The organism is Mesorhizobium sp. LSJC285A00 (genome assembly GCF_000503155.1).
Classification (GTDB): domain Bacteria; phylum Pseudomonadota; class Alphaproteobacteria; order Rhizobiales; family Rhizobiaceae; genus Mesorhizobium.
In genome coordinates this window covers 12,650-30,094 of record NZ_AYVK01000009.1, presented here as the reverse complement: position 1 = coordinate 30,094, position 17,445 = coordinate 12,650, and the positions used below count along the sequence as shown (strand labels likewise).

Annotated in this window: 18 protein-coding genes; 12 read left to right on the top strand and 6 right to left on the bottom strand. The window is 62.2% G+C overall.

Annotated features, from left to right (window positions below; genetic code table 11):
- Positions 1–75 precede the first annotated feature (75 nt).
- From X726_RS158845 to X726_RS158865, 5 genes are all read left to right on the top strand, one after another.
- On the top strand, positions 76–1,032 hold the full coding sequence (locus tag X726_RS158845; protein WP_023669060.1) for an alpha/beta hydrolase: 957 nt from the start codon (positions 76–78) through the stop codon (positions 1,030–1,032).
- 187 nt (positions 1,033–1,219) lie between these two features.
- On the top strand, positions 1,220–1,618 hold the full coding sequence (locus X726_RS158850; RefSeq protein ID WP_023669059.1) for a GFA family protein: 399 nt from the start codon (positions 1,220–1,222) through the stop codon (positions 1,616–1,618).
- Positions 1,619–1,734: 116 nt separating this feature from the next.
- Entirely contained in the window at positions 1,735–1,926 is a 192-nt protein-coding gene (locus X726_RS158855) for a hypothetical protein (RefSeq protein WP_023669058.1), read from the top strand.
- Between the two features lie 156 nt (positions 1,927–2,082).
- Positions 2,083–3,147, top strand: a complete 1,065-nt coding sequence (locus tag X726_RS158860; protein WP_023669057.1) for a GH25 family lysozyme — start codon at positions 2,083–2,085, stop codon at positions 3,145–3,147.
- A gap of 152 nt (positions 3,148–3,299) precedes the next feature.
- Positions 3,300–3,806, top strand: coding sequence for a DUF2314 domain-containing protein (locus X726_RS158865; RefSeq protein ID WP_023669056.1), 507 nt, complete (start codon positions 3,300–3,302; stop codon positions 3,804–3,806).
- Here the strand turns inward: X726_RS158865 and X726_RS158870 are convergent.
- Positions 3,796–4,755, bottom strand: a complete 960-nt coding sequence (locus X726_RS158870) for a LysR family transcriptional regulator (protein ID WP_023669055.1) — start codon at positions 4,753–4,755, stop codon at positions 3,796–3,798. The two genes, X726_RS158865 and X726_RS158870, sit on opposite strands and share 11 nt — an antisense overlap.
- A gap of 103 nt (positions 4,756–4,858) precedes the next feature.
- On the opposite strand from X726_RS158870, the gene X726_RS1000000171055 reads away from it, so the two are divergent.
- Genes X726_RS1000000171055 through X726_RS158880 form a run of 3 tightly spaced genes read left to right on the top strand, consistent with a single transcriptional unit; the run spans position 4,859 to position 6,550 of the window.
- The gene (locus X726_RS1000000171055) at positions 4,859–5,032 is read left to right on the top strand and encodes a hypothetical protein (protein ID WP_023669054.1); all 174 of its coding nucleotides are present in this window, start codon (positions 4,859–4,861) and stop codon (positions 5,030–5,032) included.
- 28 nt (positions 5,033–5,060) lie between these two features.
- Complete coding sequence (locus tag X726_RS158875; protein WP_023669053.1) at positions 5,061–5,669, top strand: class I SAM-dependent methyltransferase; 609 nt, start codon at positions 5,061–5,063, stop codon at positions 5,667–5,669.
- On the top strand, positions 5,666–6,550 hold the full coding sequence (locus X726_RS158880) for a DMT family transporter (protein WP_023669052.1): 885 nt from the start codon (positions 5,666–5,668) through the stop codon (positions 6,548–6,550). Before X726_RS158875 ends, X726_RS158880 begins: the two co-directional genes overlap by 4 nt.
- A gap of 20 nt (positions 6,551–6,570) precedes the next feature.
- On the opposite strand, the gene X726_RS158885 is transcribed toward X726_RS158880, so the two are convergent.
- Positions 6,571–7,512: a phosphoribosylaminoimidazolesuccinocarboxamide synthase gene (locus X726_RS158885; protein ID WP_023669051.1), complete on the bottom strand. Its 942-nt coding sequence runs from the start codon at positions 7,510–7,512 to the stop codon at positions 6,571–6,573.
- Positions 7,513–7,675: 163 nt separating this feature from the next.
- On the opposite strand from X726_RS158885, the gene X726_RS158890 reads away from it, so the two are divergent.
- From X726_RS158890 to X726_RS158895, 3 genes are read left to right on the top strand one after another with little or no spacing between them, the layout of a single operon-like run.
- Positions 7,676–8,647 carry a DUF3592 domain-containing protein gene (locus tag X726_RS158890; protein WP_023669050.1) on the top strand — a complete coding sequence of 324 codons (972 nt, stop codon included), beginning with the start codon at positions 7,676–7,678 and terminating at the stop codon, positions 8,645–8,647.
- Between the two features lie 13 nt (positions 8,648–8,660).
- Positions 8,661–9,176: a hypothetical protein gene (locus X726_RS01000000166775; protein WP_245272087.1), complete on the top strand. Its 516-nt coding sequence runs from the start codon at positions 8,661–8,663 to the stop codon at positions 9,174–9,176.
- A 24-nt stretch (positions 9,177–9,200) separates the two neighbouring features.
- Complete coding sequence (locus tag X726_RS158895; protein WP_245272086.1) at positions 9,201–9,806, top strand: hypothetical protein; 606 nt, start codon at positions 9,201–9,203, stop codon at positions 9,804–9,806.
- A 24-nt stretch (positions 9,807–9,830) separates the two neighbouring features.
- Here the strand turns inward: X726_RS158895 and X726_RS158900 are convergent, their stop codons facing one another.
- From X726_RS158900 to X726_RS158910, 3 genes are read right to left on the bottom strand one after another with little or no spacing between them, the layout of a single operon-like run.
- Entirely contained in the window at positions 9,831–10,037 is a 207-nt protein-coding gene (locus tag X726_RS158900) for a type II toxin-antitoxin system HicB family antitoxin (protein ID WP_023669048.1), read from the bottom strand.
- A gap of 4 nt (positions 10,038–10,041) precedes the next feature.
- Positions 10,042–10,242 carry a type II toxin-antitoxin system HicA family toxin gene (locus tag X726_RS158905; protein ID WP_023669047.1) on the bottom strand — a complete coding sequence of 67 codons (201 nt, stop codon included), beginning with the start codon at positions 10,240–10,242 and terminating at the stop codon, positions 10,042–10,044.
- A gap of 6 nt (positions 10,243–10,248) precedes the next feature.
- Positions 10,249–14,088: a vitamin B12-dependent ribonucleotide reductase gene (locus X726_RS158910; protein WP_023669046.1), complete on the bottom strand. Its 3,840-nt coding sequence runs from the start codon at positions 14,086–14,088 to the stop codon at positions 10,249–10,251.
- 732 nt (positions 14,089–14,820) lie between these two features.
- On the opposite strand from X726_RS158910, the gene gltX reads away from it, so the two are divergent.
- Entirely contained in the window at positions 14,821–16,194 is a 1,374-nt protein-coding gene (gene gltX / locus X726_RS158920) for a glutamate--tRNA ligase (RefSeq protein WP_023669044.1), read from the top strand.
- Here the strand turns inward: gltX and X726_RS158925 are convergent.
- On the bottom strand, positions 16,112–17,380 hold the full coding sequence (locus X726_RS158925; protein WP_023669043.1) for a DUF2865 domain-containing protein: 1,269 nt from the start codon (positions 17,378–17,380) through the stop codon (positions 16,112–16,114). The genes gltX and X726_RS158925 overlap by 83 nt on opposite strands.
- Between the last annotated feature and the right edge of the window lie 65 nt (positions 17,381–17,445).

The following is a 17,445-nucleotide window of genomic DNA, read 5'->3' as shown; positions in this document are numbered from 1 at the left end:
TCCGCGGATTTTTCGCAGGGCATGTCGGCACGCGGCGTGCTCGCTCGTCCTTGGGGGGAACCTGAGGAGACCGACATGTCCAGACGAATCTATTTCGCCATTCTTGCCTCGGTCGCTGCCTTGTTTGCAGCGCCCGGCCCAGCCAATGCAGAGGAGACCAAGCCCGCCATGACCACCGAGGCAACAGCCATGCCGAAGCCGGAAAAGTCCGGCTTGCTGCCGATCGACGGCCTGAATTACTACTATGCCGTCTATGGCAAGGGCGAACCGCTGCTTCTGCTGCATGGCGGCCTTGGCACGTCGGACATGTTCGCGCCGCTGCTGCCGAAGCTGGCGGAAAACCGCACCATCATTGCCGTCGACCTGCAGGGCCATGGCCGCACCGCGCTCGGCGAGCGACCCTTCAGCCTGGAGGGGATGGGCGACGACATGGCTGGTATCGTCAAGGCGCTCGGCTATGACAAGGTCGACGTGCTTGGCTATTCGCTGGGCGGCGGCGTCGCCTTCCGCATGGCCGTTCAGCATCCCGAGACGGTGCGCCGGCTGGTCCTGGTCTCGACCGGCTTCGCCGCCAATGGCTTCTATGACGAGATGCGCGGCCAGCAGGCGCAGGTGAGCGCGGCCGCCGCCGATTTCATGAAGGACACGCCGATGTACAAATCCTACGTCGCCGTCGCCCCACGTCCCGACGATTTCCCTAAACTGCTCGATGCGCTGGGCAATTTCATGCGCAAGGATTACGACTATTCCGCCGATGTGGCGAAGCTGAAGATGCCAGTTATGCTGGCCTATGGCGACAGCGACATGTACAAGCCCGAGCACGAGATCAAGTTCTACCAGATGCTCGGCGGCGGGCTGAAGGATGCCGGCTGGATGCGTGAGAACCTGTCGCAGAACCGGCTGGCCATCATTCCCAATCGCACCCACTACGACGTCTTCTTCGCACCGGAGCTGACGGCCGCGGCACTGCCCTTCCTCAATGGCGAAACCAAGGTGAAGACCTGGGACGAAGTCCTCAGCGAAACGAAATAGCTTGCCTGAAAATACATGCCGGCCGTCTCGAAGAGGCGGTCGGCTTTTTTGTGCCTGCGAAGCTACGGAGCCTTGGCGCAGCCATTGGTCCTATCGGCGCAATCGATGGCGCCATCAGGGCTTTTCAATTGACCGAAAGGTACCTGTCGATATCATCAAGAGACCTTCAGTGTGATGGGTTCGAATGATGACGAAATACCAGGGCGGATGCCATTGCGGGGCAGTGCGCTACGGCACCGAGGCGGCGCCGCTCAACCAGCGCGTCTGCCACTGCCGACGCTGCCAGAAGGTCATAGGCGCGGCGTTCAACGCCCGCCTTTTGTTTCGCATCGACGATGTCACCGTCGAGGGAGAGGTGGCGATGGTCAACACCTCTCCGGACCTCAAGCGCGGCTTTTGCGCCGCTTGCGGCACCACGCTGTTTTCCCGACGCGACTCCGCCGGCATCGTCGGCATCACCACCGGCTCGCTCGACGATCCCTCGCTGTTCAAGCCGGAAATGCATATGTGGACCGCCTCGAAGCAGCCCTGGCTGCAGCTCGATGACGGCCTGCCGCACCATGAAGGCGCGCCGCCTCCGAACTGACGCCGGCCTTACCGGAAATTAATCCCGAAACCACGACATAGCCGGCAAAGCGTCATTGGCGGGCCATGATTGCCTGCCTATCTATCGTCTGCGGGCCGGTATCGAGGAGACGACCGATGAGCGACAGAATCAGCACCCTGGACGAGCTTTTGAGCGATCCGATGGTCCTCCTCGTGATGGAGCGTGACCGCGTGCGCCCCGAACAGGTTCGCCTGCTGCTCGAACGTGCCCGCCGCCCGGCCGCCGACGCCGTGCCACCGGCGCATGTGGTGGCGAAAAGCTGCATGCAGCAATGGCTGGGAAGGTAAGGGCTTCCCCTTCTCCCCTTGTGGGAGAAGACAAGAGGGCCAATTCCTAACAACTTGATTCAAACTTTGTTGGTAATTTCTCGTTAGTAATCGAGGCCGGTTTGTCCGGCGGCGTCTGTTTGCCTTCGGTCTGTTGTGTTTTGCGTACAGGTCCAGATGCGGATTTCAGGCGTCGTCAGTTTCATGTTGGCATCGCTGTGGCTTGCCGGCTGTTCGTCCACAGCGGGCGTCGATGGCTTGCAGCCGTCGAACGAGACGACCAGTTCGGTCGTGCGTCCGAGCGCGCCGGTCACAGCGGCTCCGGCGGAGACCGCCGACCTCGCGCCGATGCGGTCCGACATGGTGGCCGACAACGCTGTGGCCGACAATGCGCCGCCCTTTTCCATGGTCGAGGAAGAAGAGGCCATCGTCGCGGGCACGCCGCAGGGGAGCACCAGACCACAGCTCGAGCCCGCCGCTCTGATGTCTGCGCCGAAGCGGTTGACGCGCGCGGCGCCGGCCATGCTGGCCTCGCCGGTCACCCGCTACGGTTTCCGCGACGCCAAGCCGATCAATTTCGGCAAGGCTTCGCCACGCTACCTTGCCGTCCACGGCGTCGACGTCTCGCGCTGGCAGGGCAATGTCAACTGGGGCAAGCTGCGTGCCCAGGGCGCCAACTTCGCCTATATCAAGGCGACCGATGGCGGCGACCATCTCGACCCGATGTTCATGAAGAACTGGCGCAATGCCGATGCCGCCGGGCTGAAGCGCGGCGCCTATCACTTCTTCTACTGGTGCCGCACCGCCGGCGAGCAGGCGGACTGGTTCATCCGCAATGTGCCAAGGGTCGAAGGCGCGCTGCCGCCGGTGATCGATGTCGAATGGAACGGCGAATCCTCCTGCAAGCGGCAGCCTTCGCGGGCCACCGTGCTGGAAAAGATGAAGGTGTTCATGGACAAGCTGGAGCGCCATTACGGCCAGCGGCCCATCATCTACACCGCACCGGATTTCTATCGCGACAATCTCAAGGGTGCGTTTCTCGATTATCCGTTCTGGCTGCGCGCCGTGGCGCGGCATCCCTCAAAAGTCTATCCCGGCCGCAAATGGCTGTTCTGGCAGTACTCCGGCTCCGGCCTGTCGCACGGCGTGACCGGCCGCATCGACCTCAACGTCTTCCATGGCGACGAGCGCGCCTGGTGGGCATGGGCAGGCGGGCAGACGACCGTCGCCGACGCCGACTGAACGTCAGGCCGGTGCCGGTGCGCCTGCGCTGCCTGCCGCTGCGGCTTGGGTTGAATTTTCAGCGTCTCGCTAACGATCCGCTCACTGTGTCCTTTAGCGGTATCGCAACAGCCTTCCGGTAACGTGCCCGTGATCGGGTTTCGGAGGGGTCCATGCGCAATCCAGTTGTGGCTGTCGCTCTTGCCGCCGCTGTCGGCTACGGGTTTTTCAGCTCGCTCGGCCACATGCCGGGCGGAAGTGGCACTTCGCTGGCCGAGTCGAAGCAGAACGTCGTGTCCTATTCCACCGAGGACAAGGCGATGCAGGCCGCCAAGGACAGCGGCCGCTCGACCCTCAAGCGCTTCCACGAATTGATGGACGCCGGCACACCCGGCACCTACACGGTAAAATTCCCGCTGACCCAGAACGGCGCCACCGAGCATATCTGGCTGCAGCTGGTCGGCTACAGCGACGGCTCCTATATCGGCCTGCTCGCCGACGTCCCGGTCAATGGCAACAAGTACAAGATGGGCGACAGGATGACGGTGACCGAGGCCGACGTCGAGGACTGGATGATCAAGAACGGCAAGGTGATCTATGGCGGCTACACCACGCGCCAGGCGCTTGCGGATATGCCGAAGGAACAGGTTGCAAGATACGGGTTGACCTTCAAGGACTGAGGGTTGAGGCGGGGGCGAGTTTTATCGCGGTGCCTAGAGGGCTGTCGCGCTTTTCGCGTTCGCGTATCTCTGCCGTCTGCGCCAGCACCCAGTCGCGAAACACCTTGATTTTGGGCGCGTTGCGGCGGCTCTCCAGATGCACCAGCCAATAGCCGTCGCCGTCCGATCCAAGCACGCCGAATGGCTGTATCAACTGGCCCTTTTCCAACAGGGCGCTGTAAAGGTTTCTGGTGAGGATCGCGGCGCCCTTGTCGGTCAGCGCCGCCATCGCATCATAGGCCTGCGTACCCAGCTTCGGGCCAGCGATGACGCGATCGGGCTCGAACGGCACGCCGGCAGCCTTGAACCAGATTTCCCACCAGGGATCGTCGGCACAGCATAGCGGCACTTGGTAGAGATCCTCGGGGCGGTGGATGCCGCCGACGCTTTCGGCGAGTCTCGGGCTGAGCATCGGCGTATAGTCCGCCTTGAACAGATAGTGAGCCGTCAGGCCCGGCCATTTTCCACTGCCGGTGCGAATGCCGACATCCATGTCGCCGCGCGTGAAATCGACCAGCCCGTGCGATGTATTCACCTTCACGGCAAGATCGGGATGCATCAGCTGGAATGTTCCAAGCCATACGGCCAGCCAGTTCGATGCGAAGGTTTCCATGGTCGTCACCGACAGCACGCCGGTCGCTCCACCCTTGGTGGCGACCCATGCGTCGGCCAGGGTCGAGAACGCGCCTGTTGCGTGCGGCGCCAGCTGCTGTCCGGCCTCGGTCAGCGCGATCTGCCTTGTTTTTCTTATGAAAAGCGGCGTTCCGGCACGTTCTTCCAGCACCTTTATCTGATAGCTGGCAGCTGATTGGGTCATGCCGAGTTCTTCGGCTGCCTTGGTGAAACTGCCCAGCCGGGCCGCGGCTTCAAAGACCCTGATGGCTCCTAATGGTGGTAGTTCCCAGCTCATGACGCATCAATCCCGCTGATGCATACTACGCGACGTTCGATTGGAAACCAAGCCCGGAAAACGGCATGCTGCATTCATCGGATCAAACCCTGAGGATACGGCAATGACCACCACCATCGCTCTCTACAACACGCTTCGCCGCCCGGTGCTCGACCTCTTCACCGCGCCGTTCAGGCCTCGCAAGCGCGGCTTGCTCGACCGCCGCTCGCTGTCGGATCATTTCCTCAGGGATATCGGTATGCTTGACGGACGCGTGCCTCCCGGCACCATTGGCTAAGCAAGCTCTTTGACCAGGGGAGGGAAAGATGACTGTGCCATCCGAGGATCTGGCGAAGAGCCGCCAAACGATCAACGCCTATGAGGACTATGCCGAACGCTACGACGCTCTGGTGCGGCACGTTCCGAACCAAAGAGAACAGAAATGGCTGAAGCGCCTGGTGAAGATCGCCGGCAAAGGTGGCCGGATTCTGGAAGTCGGTTCGGGGCCCGGATACGATGCGGACTTCGTCGAAGGGCTCGGTGTCCAGGTTCGGCGCACAGACGCAACGAAGCGGTTTCTCGAGTTGCAGGCCGCACGCGGCAAGCATGGTGAGTTTCTCGATCTCATCACCGACGATCTCGGCGGCCCCTACGACGCGGTGCTCGCATTGTGCGTCCTGATCCACGTGCCGCGCGAGCAGGCCGACCAGGTGCTTGCCAAGATTGCCGGGTCGTTGCGGCCGGGCGGCGCCTTCCTCGTCTCGATGCGCATTGGCGATGGCGAGAAGAGCGGCGAATATCATACGGTCTACTGGCGCAGGGACGACTTCGCGGCCCGCCTTGAAAACGCCGGGCTGGTTCTTGTCGGAGACGAATTCAACGTCGGCCGCGATCGCGAAGAGTGGACCACCTTTCTGGCTGTGAGGCCGTCATGACGCGCCGCGGACTGTTTTTGTTCGTGCTGCTCAGCCTCCTGTGGGGCATTCCCTATTTGTTGATCAAGCTGGCGGTTGCCGAGGTGTCGGTGCCCTTCCTGGTCTTTGCCCGAACAGCCGTCGGCGCCCTGGCGCTGCTGCCCTTCGTCCTTGTCCAGCGCAGTTTCGGATGGCTGAAGACACATTGGCCGGCGGTCGCCGCATTCTGTCTGGTCGAGATGATCCTGCCATGGGGGCTGATCACCCATGGCGAAGTCAGCATCGACAGTTCCACCGCCGGACTGCTGATTGCCATGACGCCGGCGGTAACCGTCGCGCTCTCAAAGCTGATGGGCTCGGATGAGCGGCTGGGGATACGCCGCTGGACCGGTCTTTTCCTCGGTTTTGCCGGTGTCTTCGTGCTGGCGCTGCCGACCTTGGGTGGCGGATTTCTCGCGGTCGTCGAGATTCTCATGGCCGCGGCCTGCTATGCCTCGGGTTCGATCATCGCGTCGCGCTGGCTGAACGATGTGCCGGCAACCTCGCTGACGGCAGTCTGTCTGGCAGGGGCCGCGCTGATCTACGCCGTGCCGGCGGCGTTGGCCTGGCCGGCGGCCATGCCGTCGACAACGGTGGTTGGCGCAATCCTCGGTCTTGGCGTGTTTTGCACGGCGATCGCCTTCGCCACCTATTTTCTGCTGGTGCGGGAGATCGGCCCCGAACGGGCGGTCGTCATAACCTATGTGGCGCCCGCCGTCTCCGTGGCAGCCGGCGTGCTCGTCCTTTCAGAGCCGCTCGATATCGGCATTGTAGCGGCTTTCGCGCTCATCCTGTGCGGATCATATCTCGGCACGTGGCGCGCTCCGCCAGAACCGTCCGTGTCCGCGACCTCGGCAAGTTGACCGGCGGCCGCCAGCCGCCGTCAGAAATAAGGTCGCAGGTTCTCGCGAATGCGGTCCAGCACCGTCTTTCCCGAGATATCGGCGGTGAAGGTCTTGCCGGTGATGGTCTCAAAGGCCTGCGTGTAAACCCGCGATGTCTGCTCGATGAGCTCGGCGGGGATTTTCGGAATACGATCCTTGTAGGGATCGCAGCGCGCGGTCACCCAGGCGCGAATAAAGTCCTTGTCGAAACTTTGCGGCCGCTCGCCTGCCTTGAAACGCTCTTCATAGGTTGCCGCAAGCCAGTAGCGGCTTGAGTCGGGCGTATGGATTTCATCGGCAAGGATGATGGTGCCATCCTTGTTCGTGCCGAACTCATATTTGGTGTCGACCAGGATCAGGCCGCGCTTCGCGGCCAACGCTTTGCCGCGCGCAAACAGCGCCAGCGCATAGCGCGAGACTGTGTCCCATTGCTCTTCCGATAACAGGCCGCGCGTCAGGATCTCGTCGCGCGTCAAGGGCTCGTCATGACCGCCATCGAGCGCCTTGCTGGTCGGCGTGATGATGGCCTGCGGCAGCTTCTCATTGTCGCGCAGCCCGTCCGGCAGGCGGATGCCGTACATATCGCGTTCGCCGTTCTTGTATTTCGTCAGCACCGAAGTGCTGGTGGTGCCGGCGAGATAGTCGCGAACAACGATTTCCACCGGCAGAATGTCGAGCCTGGTGCCGACAACGACATTGGGGTCGGGATAATCGAGCACATGGTTTTGGCAGATGTCCGCCGTTTCCTCGAACCAGTAGCGCGCCGTCTGCGTCAGCAGCTCTCCCTTGAGAGGTATTGCGGTCAGGATCACATCGAAGGCGCTCAGCCGGTCGGTGGCGATGATGATGCGGCGGCCATCCGGCAGATCGTAATTCTCGCGGACCTTGCCTTTGTAGTGGTTCGGGAGTTCCGGAATGAAGGCATCCGAGAGAACGCGCAGTGCTGTCATCCTGGTCTCATGGCTCCTAACAGTTTGGGCGACTCTTAACAAAGTTGAGGGGGCTTCGATACCCTAGGAAGGGCGGTTCGTCCTTCGCGAATAATCAAGACATTGCCTTCGCCGTGCTATCTATTCGCAGCTTCCGACACTCCTGGGGGACGCGGTGGACGTAGAGCTCAAATTTCTGATTGTCGGATTTGCCTGCGCGATCGCGGGCGGTCTGTCGTTCATCACTTTCGTCAAATGGCGCGAGGTGCAGGCGATGAGCCACTGGCTGCCGGCGCCGGGCAAGATCATCTCGTCGCGCGTCGAGGCGCGTGAAGTCAGAAGGTCGGGCGTCGGCTCGGACAGCAGCGACACCACCGAGATGCGCAATTTTCCGGCGATCACCTTCGAATACAAGGTCGGTAAAAAGAAATTTCAAAGCTCGCGCTACAGCGTGAAGGAGAATCTGGGGAATTTCGAAGTCACCGAAACCCTGGCGCAGTTTCCCACCGGCGCTGAAGTGACCGTCTTCTACAATCCGGCCGATCCGGGCAAGGCCGTGATCGAACGCACCCTGCCGGACGGCGCCTTCAAGTTCATGGTCAAGCTCTCGGCCGGGCTGGTGATCGGCACGGTGGTGCTGGTGTTTTCGCTCGGTGGCGTGCTGGAGGCGATCCGGCCGCACCTGCCCAAGCCGCAGAACCTCGGCGCCGGAGCGCTGCTGCTGTTCATGGGCCTGATGATCCTGCGCATGGCCTTCGTCCAGAAGTCGCTTGCCGAGCAGGCGGCAAAATGGCCGGTCGCGCCCGGCCGCATCGATTCCTCCGGTCTGCAGGCGCTACGAAACTACAGCGGCCACCGACGCTGGAGCACCGTTTTCAAATCCCGCATCGTGTACAGCTACGGCGTCGCAGGCCAGCACTACACCTCAGACCGCGTCACCTTCGGCGCCACGGTCACCGCTTCAATGCCCGGCCTCGTCAGCAGCCAGGCGCGCAGCTATGCCGAGGGCGGCAAGGTCGACGTGCATTACGACCCAGCCAACCCCGCCTCGGCAGTGCTCGAATGCAGGGTGCGCGGGCTTTGGCTGCTGTGGGTCTGTTCGGCCGCGTTTCTGGGCGGCGCGGCTTGGCTGGTCGGTTTTATCTGAGGCGCCCACTTTCATGACAAGACATCCAATGATCGTCCGCAGGCTGGCCGTCGTTTGCCTGGCTCTGCTCGGCGCCGTGCAGGCAGCGAGCGCAAAAGAATGTCTGCTCAGCCATGCCACCTACCGCGAGCCGCGTTCGGGCGCGGTGATGCAATTCCGGCCGCTGAACAATGAGCCGGCGGCACTGACGGCCGAAGTGTTTTCGGTGACCGTGCCCAACACCGACACGCGCTTGCCGGCCGACATCACCTGGACCAATGGCAAAAATTCGTTTCCGCTCGGCACCATCCGCCATGCCTGCACCGACGACGACCGCGAAGCGGGGCTGGAGGACGGCAGCGGGATGTGCCGGATATGGACTGGCCAGGTCTATGCCTTGACCGGAGGCGGAGCCGAGCAGCTGAATTCACGCGAAGCGACACCGGCGCCGAAAGGCTGTTGCTGCCCGATTTCGGCGCGGGCTTCACCGAATTTGCCGATTTCGCCAATGCCAATCCGGACGGCTCGGCGTGGGACGCCTTCACATTGACAGGATGCAGCGATGAATAGCGCCATGAGACCGATTGTCTGGATATGCACGCTGTTTGCCTCGGCGACGATATCAGCCGCAGCGCGGGCGGACGAGCCGGCGCCATCCCGCCCGCCGATCGACAAATGCGTCTGGGAAAAGCTGGCCGACAAGACGATTGGGCTGGCCGCCTGGGTGCAGCGCTGCGATTTCGGCTTCCGCCAGATCCATTTCGAATTCGTCGACAACGCACTCGCCATCAAATACAGCGATGGCAGCGCGCCCGATCCGCTGATCGAGGTGTTCGACATCAAATCAGGCGAAACCGCCGAGGCCGCGGTGTTGCGCCTGTTGCTGGAAAAGACCGACAAATCAGTCAGCGCCCGCTGCGTGCTGACGCCCTACACCGAGGGCACCGTGCCCACCGGCGTCAAACGCTACACATTCAGCCCCGACGCCGCCTATTCCAAAGAGCTGAAAGCGCTTGCCAATGACGAAGTTCCCGAACCGCCCTGCGGCGACTGGGGCGAAATGCCGGATGGTATTCAGTATTTCGAGGCGCCGGCGGGTGAGGGGCGGAGGGTGCTGTTCGTTCGGGCGGGGCAGGACGAGCCGCTGTTCGACGATCAAACGCTGCGGGTGCCGGGATAGGATGTTGTCCTGAAGGGCTACCGCTTATGCCTCTACGTATTCCGCGAGACTGATTCCTTTGGGCACCTCCAGCCCATCGGCACGCAAGCCCTCGATGTGAAAGCGTATAGCGTCGCGAATTTCGATTTCTACTTCTGGCACGGTAGCACCAGTTGCGATGCAGCCGGGTAGGTCCGGCACATAGGCAGAGAAATTGTTGCCTGCTTTTTCAATCACCACCGCGTAACGCATATAGTCACTCCTTCAAACCGGACTGCTTGAGGATGCTGTTCAGTGTTCCTGGCGCAACCTCTTCAGACGGTTTGCCGGCCACGGTGACGCGGCCGGCTTTGGTTTTGTGCTTATATTGGCGATGGCTGCCCTTGGTTGCAACCAGATACCAACCGTCGGTCTCCAGCAGGCGAATGACTTCGCGGACTGTAAGCCGAGGCGGCATGAGTTCTCAGCTGCACCCGCTCGTCGATCCACAAGTATCGCACTTCTCGCAGGTGCCGTTCCGCACCATGGTGAAGTTGTGGCATTCCGAGCATTCGTTGCCGGTGTAGCCTTGCATCAAGGATTGCTGACGGCGCGTGGAGGCAAGCGCCTTTGCCTCGGCCGCTTCTTTCGCTGCTTCGTCGGTGAACAACCCGGTGGGGTCGGCAGCCTCCTCGGAAACAATATCTTCGACCAATTCCTTGGCTCGCTCCTCATAGTCGCGCTTGTAGGCGATGGCTTCGTCGCTTGCTGGTTTAAGCGCCAGCACATTGGAGCCTGAGAACGCAGTTGGGGTGACCCGGGCAGGGGCCGCGGCAGGTGATCCGGCAAAACCCTTGGGTTCGCCACCTAGGCCAGACACCAACTTGACCGGCGAGGCGCCGCGGGTAAGGCCCTTCGAGAACGGCGTCGCCTTGCCTTCGTTGATGCCGCGTCCGAGCGCCGTCTTGTCGAAATCCGACTGGTCGACATGGGCGAGGTCGTGGCGGCCGAGGTAGGACACAGCGAGTTCGCGGAACACATAGTCAAGGATCGACGTCGCATTCTTGATGGCGTCGTTGCCCTGCACCATTCCGGCCGGCTCGAACTTGGTGAAGGTGAAGGCCTCGACGAATTCCTCGAGCGGCACGCCATATTGCAGGCCAAGCGAGATGGCGATGGCGAAGTTGTTCATCATCGCCCGGAAAGCAGCGCCTTCCTTGTGCATGTCTATGAAGATCTCGCCGATGCGGCCGTCATCGAATTCGCCGGTGCGCAGGTAGACCTTGTGGCCGCCGACGACCGCTTTCTGGGTGTATCCCTTGCGGCGGTTCGGCAGTTTTTCACGATCGCGATAGAGACGTTCGATGACGCGTTCGACGATCTTCTCGGTCACTTGCACGGCGCGCTGTGAAGCGGGCGCAGCGATCAGCTGCTCGACCGCGTCGTCCTCGTCATCCTCGCTGTCGGCGAGCAGCGACGAATTGAGCGGCTGCGACAGCTTTGAGCCGTCGCGATAGAGCGCGTTGGCCTTCAGCGCCAGCTTCCACGACAGCATGTAGGCGCCCTTGGCGTCTTCCACCGTCGCATCGTTGGGCATGTTGATGGTCTTGGAGATGGCGCCGGAGATGAAGGGCTGTGCCGCCGCCATCATCTGGATGTGGCTGTTGATGGACAGCGAGCGCTTGCCGATCTTGCCGCACGGGCTGGCGCAGTCGAACACCGCCAGATGCTCGGCCTTGAGGAAGGGCGCGCCTTCCAGCGTCATCGCACCGCAGACATGGATGTTGGCGGCCTCGATGTCCTTCCTGGAGAAGCCCAGCGCCGGCAGCATCTCGAACGAGAAGTCGTTGAGCTGCTCGTCGGTGAAGCCGAACGTCTCCTTCACCCAGTCGGCGCCCAGCGTCCACTGGTTGAAGACGAACTTGATGTCGAAGGCCGACTTCAGCGCCGCATTGAGCGCCGCGATCTTGTCGTCAGTAAAACCCTTCGCCTTGAGCGAGCCGGGGTTGACCGCCGGCGCCTGGTTCATGTTGCCGTGGCCGACAGCGTAAGCCTCGATCTCGGCGAGCTGGCTCTCGGAATAGCCCAGCGTGCGCAGCGCTTCCGGCACGGCGCGGTTGATGATCTTGAAGTAGCCGCCGCCAGCGAGCTTCTTGAACTTCACCAGCGCGAAGTCGGGCTCGATGCCGGTGGTATCGCAATCCATGACCAGGCCGATCGTGCCGGTCGGCGCAATCACGGTCGCCTGCGCGTTGCGGTAGCCATGCTCTTCGCCGAGTTCGATGGCGCGGTCCCAGGCAGCCTTGGCGTGCGTGGCCAATTCCTGCTGCTTCAGGTCGGACGCGACCAGCGGCACCGGATTGACGGCGAGTTTCTCGTAGCCCTGTTTCTCGCCATAGGCGGCACGGCGATGGTTGCGCATGACGCGCAGCATGTTCTGCGCGTTACGGTCGTAGTCGGCGAAGGCGCCGAGCTCGCCGGCCATCTCGGCCGAGGTGGCATAGGCAATGCCGGTCATGATGGCGGTGAGCGCTGCGCAGATGGCGCGGCCCTCGTCGGAATCATAGGGGATGCCCGACGTCATCAGCAGGCCGCCAATGTTGGCATAGCCGAGGCCGAGCGTGCGGTATTCGTAGGACTGCTTGGCGATNGACGTCATCAGCAGGCCGCCAATGTTGGCATAGCCGAGGCCGAGCGTGCGGTATTCGTAGGACTGCTTGGCGATCTCCTTCGACGGGAACTGCGCCATCATCACCGAGATTTCGAGGACGACGGTCCACAGCCGCACCGTGTGCTCGTACGCGGCGATGTCGATCGTGCCGTCGGCGTTGCGGTAGGGGAGCAGGTTGATCGAGGCCAGGTTGCAGGCCGTGTCGTCGAGGAACATGTATTCCGAGCACGGATTGGAGGCCCGGATCGCACCGGCCGAAGCGCAGGTGTGCCAGTCGTTCATCGTCGTGTTGAAATGCAGGCCCGGATCGGCCGAAGCCCAGGCGGCGTAGCCGATCTTTTCCCAGAGGTCGCGTGCCTTCAGCGTCTTCAGCACCTTGCCGTCCTTGCGGGCGGTCAGATGCCAGTCGGCGTCGTCCTCGACGGCGCGCAGGAAGTTGTCCTTCAGCGACACCGAATTGTTGGAGTTCTGGCCGGAAACGGTGAGGTAGGCGTCGGAATCCCAGTCGGTGTCGTAGGTCTTGAACGACATCGCGGTGTAGCCCTGCTTGGCGAACTGGATGACGCGGTAGATGTAGTTCTCCGGCACGGCCGACTTCTTGGCCGCCTTGATCTCGCGCTTCAGCGCGGTGTTCATCGACGGGTCGAAGCAATCGTCATCATGGCCTTCGCAATTGATGCAGGCCTTCATGATCGCTTCGAGATGTTTTTTCACGATCTTGGAGCCGGTGACCAGCGACGCCACCTTCTGCTCTTCATTGACCTTCCAGTCGATGAATTCCTCGATATCGGGATGGTCGGCGTCGACAATGACCATCTTGGCCGCACGACGCGTGGTGCCGCCCGACTTGATGGCGCCCGCCGCGCGGTCGCCGATCTTGAGGAAGCTCATCAGGCCGGACGAACGGCCGCCGCCCGACAGCTTTTCGCCTTCGCCGCGCAGCATCGAGAAATTGGAGCCGGTGCCCGAGCCATATTTGAACAGACGCGCTTCACGCACCCACAGGTCCATGATGCCGCCTTCGTTGACGAGATCGTCCTGCACGCCCTGGATGAAGCAGGCATGCGGCTGCGGATGCTCGTAGGAGGACTTCGACTTGGTCAGCTTGCCGGTGAACGGGTCGACATAATAGTGGCCCTGGCTCGGGCCATCGATGCCGTAGGCCCAGTGCAGGCCGGTATTGAACCATTGCGGCGAGTTCGGCGCAACGCGCTGGGTGGCGAGCATATAGGCGAGTTCGTCGCGGAAGGCGCTGGCGTCTTCTTCCGACTTGAAGTAGCCGCCCTTGTAGCCCCAATAGGTCCAGGTGCCGGCCAGCCGGTCGAAGACCTGGCGGGCGTCGATTTCGGAACCGTAGCGCTCGGCTTCCGGCAGCTTGGCAAGCTCGGCCTCGTCGGCGACGGAGCGCCACAGGAAGGAGGGGACGTCGTTCTCCTCGACCTTCTTCAGGCGCGCGGGCACGCCGGCCTTGCGGAAATACTTCTGCGCCAGGATGTCGGCGGCAACCTGCGAGAACTGCGCCGGCACATCGATATTGTCCAAGCGGAACACCACCGAGCCGTCCGGATTCTTGATCTCCGAAAGCGCCTTGCGGAATTCGATCTCCGCGTAAGCTGATTGGCCTGGCTTGGTGAAACGACGCTCGATGCGCATTGGTCCGGTCCCTTTTGTCTATATATAGCGCTTTTCCCCGGGGATTTCTGCCCCCAATGCGAAACGCGCATGTCCGCCGTCTGCCGGCGTTCGAAAACACCGGCTCTCCTTGTGGCAGTCTTCGTCGCCTTGCTGGTCGAGCTTCTTACGAAGCCGCTGTTCCAACTCTGCGCCGAACCCTGCGGGTCCCTCAAAACTGAATTTTTCCTCGATTCCCTCGACCGAGGGAAATTCACACTATCTAGCGTCGAACCTGCCTGCAAACACTAAATATAGTGTTAACAGACAATTTATTCCAGTCCGACAAATCTCCCTTTTCGCTCCCGAAGCCCCCACGATCCAACGCTTCCGCCAGCCTCGTAAACAGGCGGAAATCATGGCCAAAACGCACAAAATCCGGGAAAAATGACCGGGCTCGAAACTCTCCGGTCGCGCCCTCAACAAGAGCACATGGCACATAAAAGGCGACTCGGTTTGCGTCGTCAAGGATTCGTTTGCGTAGCTTTTGTGACCCCAACATCTTGTGTGTCACATATGTGGATAACGGGGACAAAAAGCGGCTGAGGAAAGCCCGATTCTGCCGGCGTGGACCGCTGGTGAGCGGTTCACCCGAGACAGGCCCGGCCGGATTCTGGCTCACAGCCTTTTCATTTTAGCTGGCGTGCATTATGTCTTTGGCGTCGCGCGGGGGCGCGTCTTGTCAATTCCAAGAGCATCCGTTACGCCCCGCCCATGACAGTTACCGTCCGTTTTGCCCCCTCACCAACCGGCCGCATTCATATCGGCAATGCCCGCACCGCCTTGTTCAACTGGCTGTTTGCCATGAACAACAAGGGCCGTTTCATCCAGCGCTTCGACGACACAGACATTGCCCGCTCGAGGCAGGAATTTTCCGACGCCATCCTCTACGACCTGCACTGGCTGGGGATTTTCCCCGATGCCACCGAATACCAGTCGCGGCGCTTCGAAATTTACGACGCGGCAGTGGAGCGGCTGCAAAGGGCCGGCGTTGTTTATCCCTGCTACGAAACCCCCGAAGAACTCGACCTGCGCCGCAAGGTGCGCCGCACGCGCGGCCTGCCGCCGGTCTATGGCCGCGAGGCGCTGGCGCTTTCGCAGCAGCAGATCGCCGAATACCGCTCCGATGGCCGCCGGCCGCACTGGCGCTTTCTGCTGCCGAATTTCACCAGCGATCCGCTGCAGCCCGAACGCACCGAAATCCACTGGAACGATCTGGTGCGCGGCGAGGAAACCGTCGATCTGGCCTCACTGTCCGATCCGGTGCTGCGGCGCGAGGACGGCACTTATCTCTACACGCTGCCTTCGGTCGTCGACGACATCAAGATGGGGGTCACTCATGTCATTCGCGGCGACGACCACGTCACCAACACCGGCGTGCAGATCGCGCTGTTCAAGGCATTGGGCGCCGAGCCGCCTGTCTTCGGCCACCACAATCTCTTGACCACGGGCTCGGGCGAGGGCCTGTCGAAGCGCAGCGGTGCGCTGTCGATCGAAAGCCTGCGCGAGGAGGGCATCGAGCCGATGGCTGTGGCTTCGCTGGCCGTCCTTGTCGGCACCTCGGAAAATGTCGCGGCGGTGCATGACATGCCGGCACTGGCCGCGCGCTTCGATCCCGCCGCCACGTCGAAATCGGCGGCCAAATTCGACCCGGACGAGCTGTTCGTGCTCAATCGTGCGCTCATGCACCACATGCCGTTTTCCGAGGCGCGGGATCGGCTGATCGTGCTCGGCATCTCCGGCGACAAGGCCGAGCCGTTCTGGCTGGCGGTGCGCGGCAATCTCGACCGGCTGAGCGACGCGGTCGGCTGGTGGCGCATCCTTGCCGACGGCCCGCAGCCCGCGCCGGAATTTTCCGACGAGGATCGCGACTTCCTGCAGCAGGCCTTCGACCTGTTGCCGGAAGAGCCGTGGACCGGTACGGTCTGGAAAGACTGGACGGCCAGGATCAGGGAAGCCAGCGGCCGCAAGGGCAAGGCGTTGTTCATGCCGCTCAGGCTGGCGCTTACCGGACTTGCTTCCGGGCCGGAGCTTGCAGATCTATTGCCGCTGCTGGGTCGGGAAGGAACGCTGGCCCGACGACCCTGACCTTGCGCTGGTCCGGCGGGATCAGCGACACCGGCGACACCACCGGCTTGACGGCAAGGCGCTTGATGGCGGCGCGGTCGAGCCCGCCTTGTACGTTCGCCAGCGTCTCCGGATCCGCGCCTGGATCGGGTTTGGCCGCCGGCACCGGAATGAACGGCGTGGTCTCAATATCGGGCTGAAACTGCTCGGGCGGTGGCGGGTTACCGCCGATGATCTCGAAATTTCCGGCCTGCGCGTTGCAGCCACATGCCTGCGGCCGCGACTGGTTGGGTTGTTTGTAGAGATAAGCGGTAGGCAACTCGCTGTAGGGCCTCCCGGTCACCGACGACGTCATGTTGGCCGAATCGTCTTCCATGCCGCGCGAATAGAACACCTGCATTTCGGTGCCGGGGCAGCTCGATTCGCAATTCTTCTGGTCGCGCTCGAAATCGCCGAGCGAAGCCGAGTTCGACATCGGGAAGAAATAGCCGTCGCAGGTACGCACGCAGCTCGTATGGAACTCGCCGCCGACCGTCGGGAAATCCGGCACGCCGGGCTGATTGAGCACCCGGCGCACATTGCGCTCCTCGCCGGGATCATCGGGCTGATCGAGCGTGTCGATCTGCCGGTCGCCGCCGAAAAGCTGGTCGAACAGATCGCCGTCGTCGGGTTCGCGGCTGGCTTCCTGCAGCGGCTCCCGGCGCGGCGCGGGCTCGTCACGGCAGCCATTGGCGTCGAGCGCGGCCAGGATNGCTTCCTGCAGCGGCTCCCGGCGCGGCGCGGGCTCGTCACGGCAGCCATTGGCGTCGAGCGCGGCCAGGATGCGGCCGCGGTCGCGCCGCGAGCCGCCGCCGGCAAGCTGCGCGCGCTTGGCTTGCAACGCATCGAGATTGGCGTTCATGCGATCGATGCTGCTGTTCAGCGCAGCACATTGGCTGACATTGCGCGAAAACAGCGAAAACCCGCAATTCGCATCGCTCGCACGACCGCGCATCTTTGATAGCTGTTCGAACTGGCGGGAGATGGCCTTGTCATACTTCCGCACCATGCTGGAATTGCCGCCGCCATTCGATGAAGAAGCAAGCTCGGCTTCCAGTTGACGGCAAACGCGGGAGGCGGCCTGCGGTTCAGTGGTGGCGACGGCCGAAAGCACAAGCGCGCCGAGCAGCGCAGCCAGATGCTTCAGCCTCCATCGTCCGCCCGTCATTGCCCGAAACCCCGCTTGCCTGCCTGTCTACCGGATTCGCAGTTAACCGTTCCCTCAATCTACAA

Excerpts from the sequence above, each read along its gene's own strand:
- X726_RS158845 (WP_023669060.1), top strand. The coding sequence starts at position 76 with ATGTCCAGACGAATCTATTTCGCCATTCTTGCCTCGGTCGCTGCCTTG.
- X726_RS158850 (WP_023669059.1), top strand. The coding sequence starts at position 1,220 with ATGACGAAATACCAGGGCGGATGCCATTGCGGGGCAGTGCGCTACGGC.
- gltX (WP_023669044.1), top strand. The coding sequence starts at position 14,821 with ATGACAGTTACCGTCCGTTTTGCCCCCTCACCAACCGGCCGCATTCAT.
- X726_RS158855 (WP_023669058.1), top strand. The coding sequence starts at position 1,735 with ATGAGCGACAGAATCAGCACCCTGGACGAGCTTTTGAGCGATCCGATG.
- X726_RS158875 (WP_023669053.1), top strand. The coding sequence starts at position 5,061 with ATGACTGTGCCATCCGAGGATCTGGCGAAGAGCCGCCAAACGATCAAC.
- X726_RS158905 (WP_023669047.1), bottom strand. The coding sequence starts at position 10,242 with ATGCCGCCTCGGCTTACAGTCCGCGAAGTCATTCGCCTGCTGGAGACC.
- X726_RS158865 (WP_023669056.1), top strand. The coding sequence starts at position 3,300 with ATGCGCAATCCAGTTGTGGCTGTCGCTCTTGCCGCCGCTGTCGGCTAC.
- X726_RS01000000166775 (WP_245272087.1), top strand. The coding sequence starts at position 8,661 with ATGACAAGACATCCAATGATCGTCCGCAGGCTGGCCGTCGTTTGCCTG.
- X726_RS158900 (WP_023669048.1), bottom strand. The coding sequence starts at position 10,037 with ATGCGTTACGCGGTGGTGATTGAAAAAGCAGGCAACAATTTCTCTGCC.
- X726_RS1000000171055 (WP_023669054.1), top strand. The coding sequence starts at position 4,859 with ATGACCACCACCATCGCTCTCTACAACACGCTTCGCCGCCCGGTGCTC.
- X726_RS158880 (WP_023669052.1), top strand. The coding sequence starts at position 5,666 with ATGACGCGCCGCGGACTGTTTTTGTTCGTGCTGCTCAGCCTCCTGTGG.
- X726_RS158895 (WP_245272086.1), top strand. The coding sequence starts at position 9,201 with ATGAGACCGATTGTCTGGATATGCACGCTGTTTGCCTCGGCGACGATA.
- X726_RS158870 (WP_023669055.1), bottom strand. The coding sequence starts at position 4,755 with ATGAGCTGGGAACTACCACCATTAGGAGCCATCAGGGTCTTTGAAGCC.
- X726_RS158860 (WP_023669057.1), top strand. The coding sequence starts at position 2,083 with ATGCGGATTTCAGGCGTCGTCAGTTTCATGTTGGCATCGCTGTGGCTT.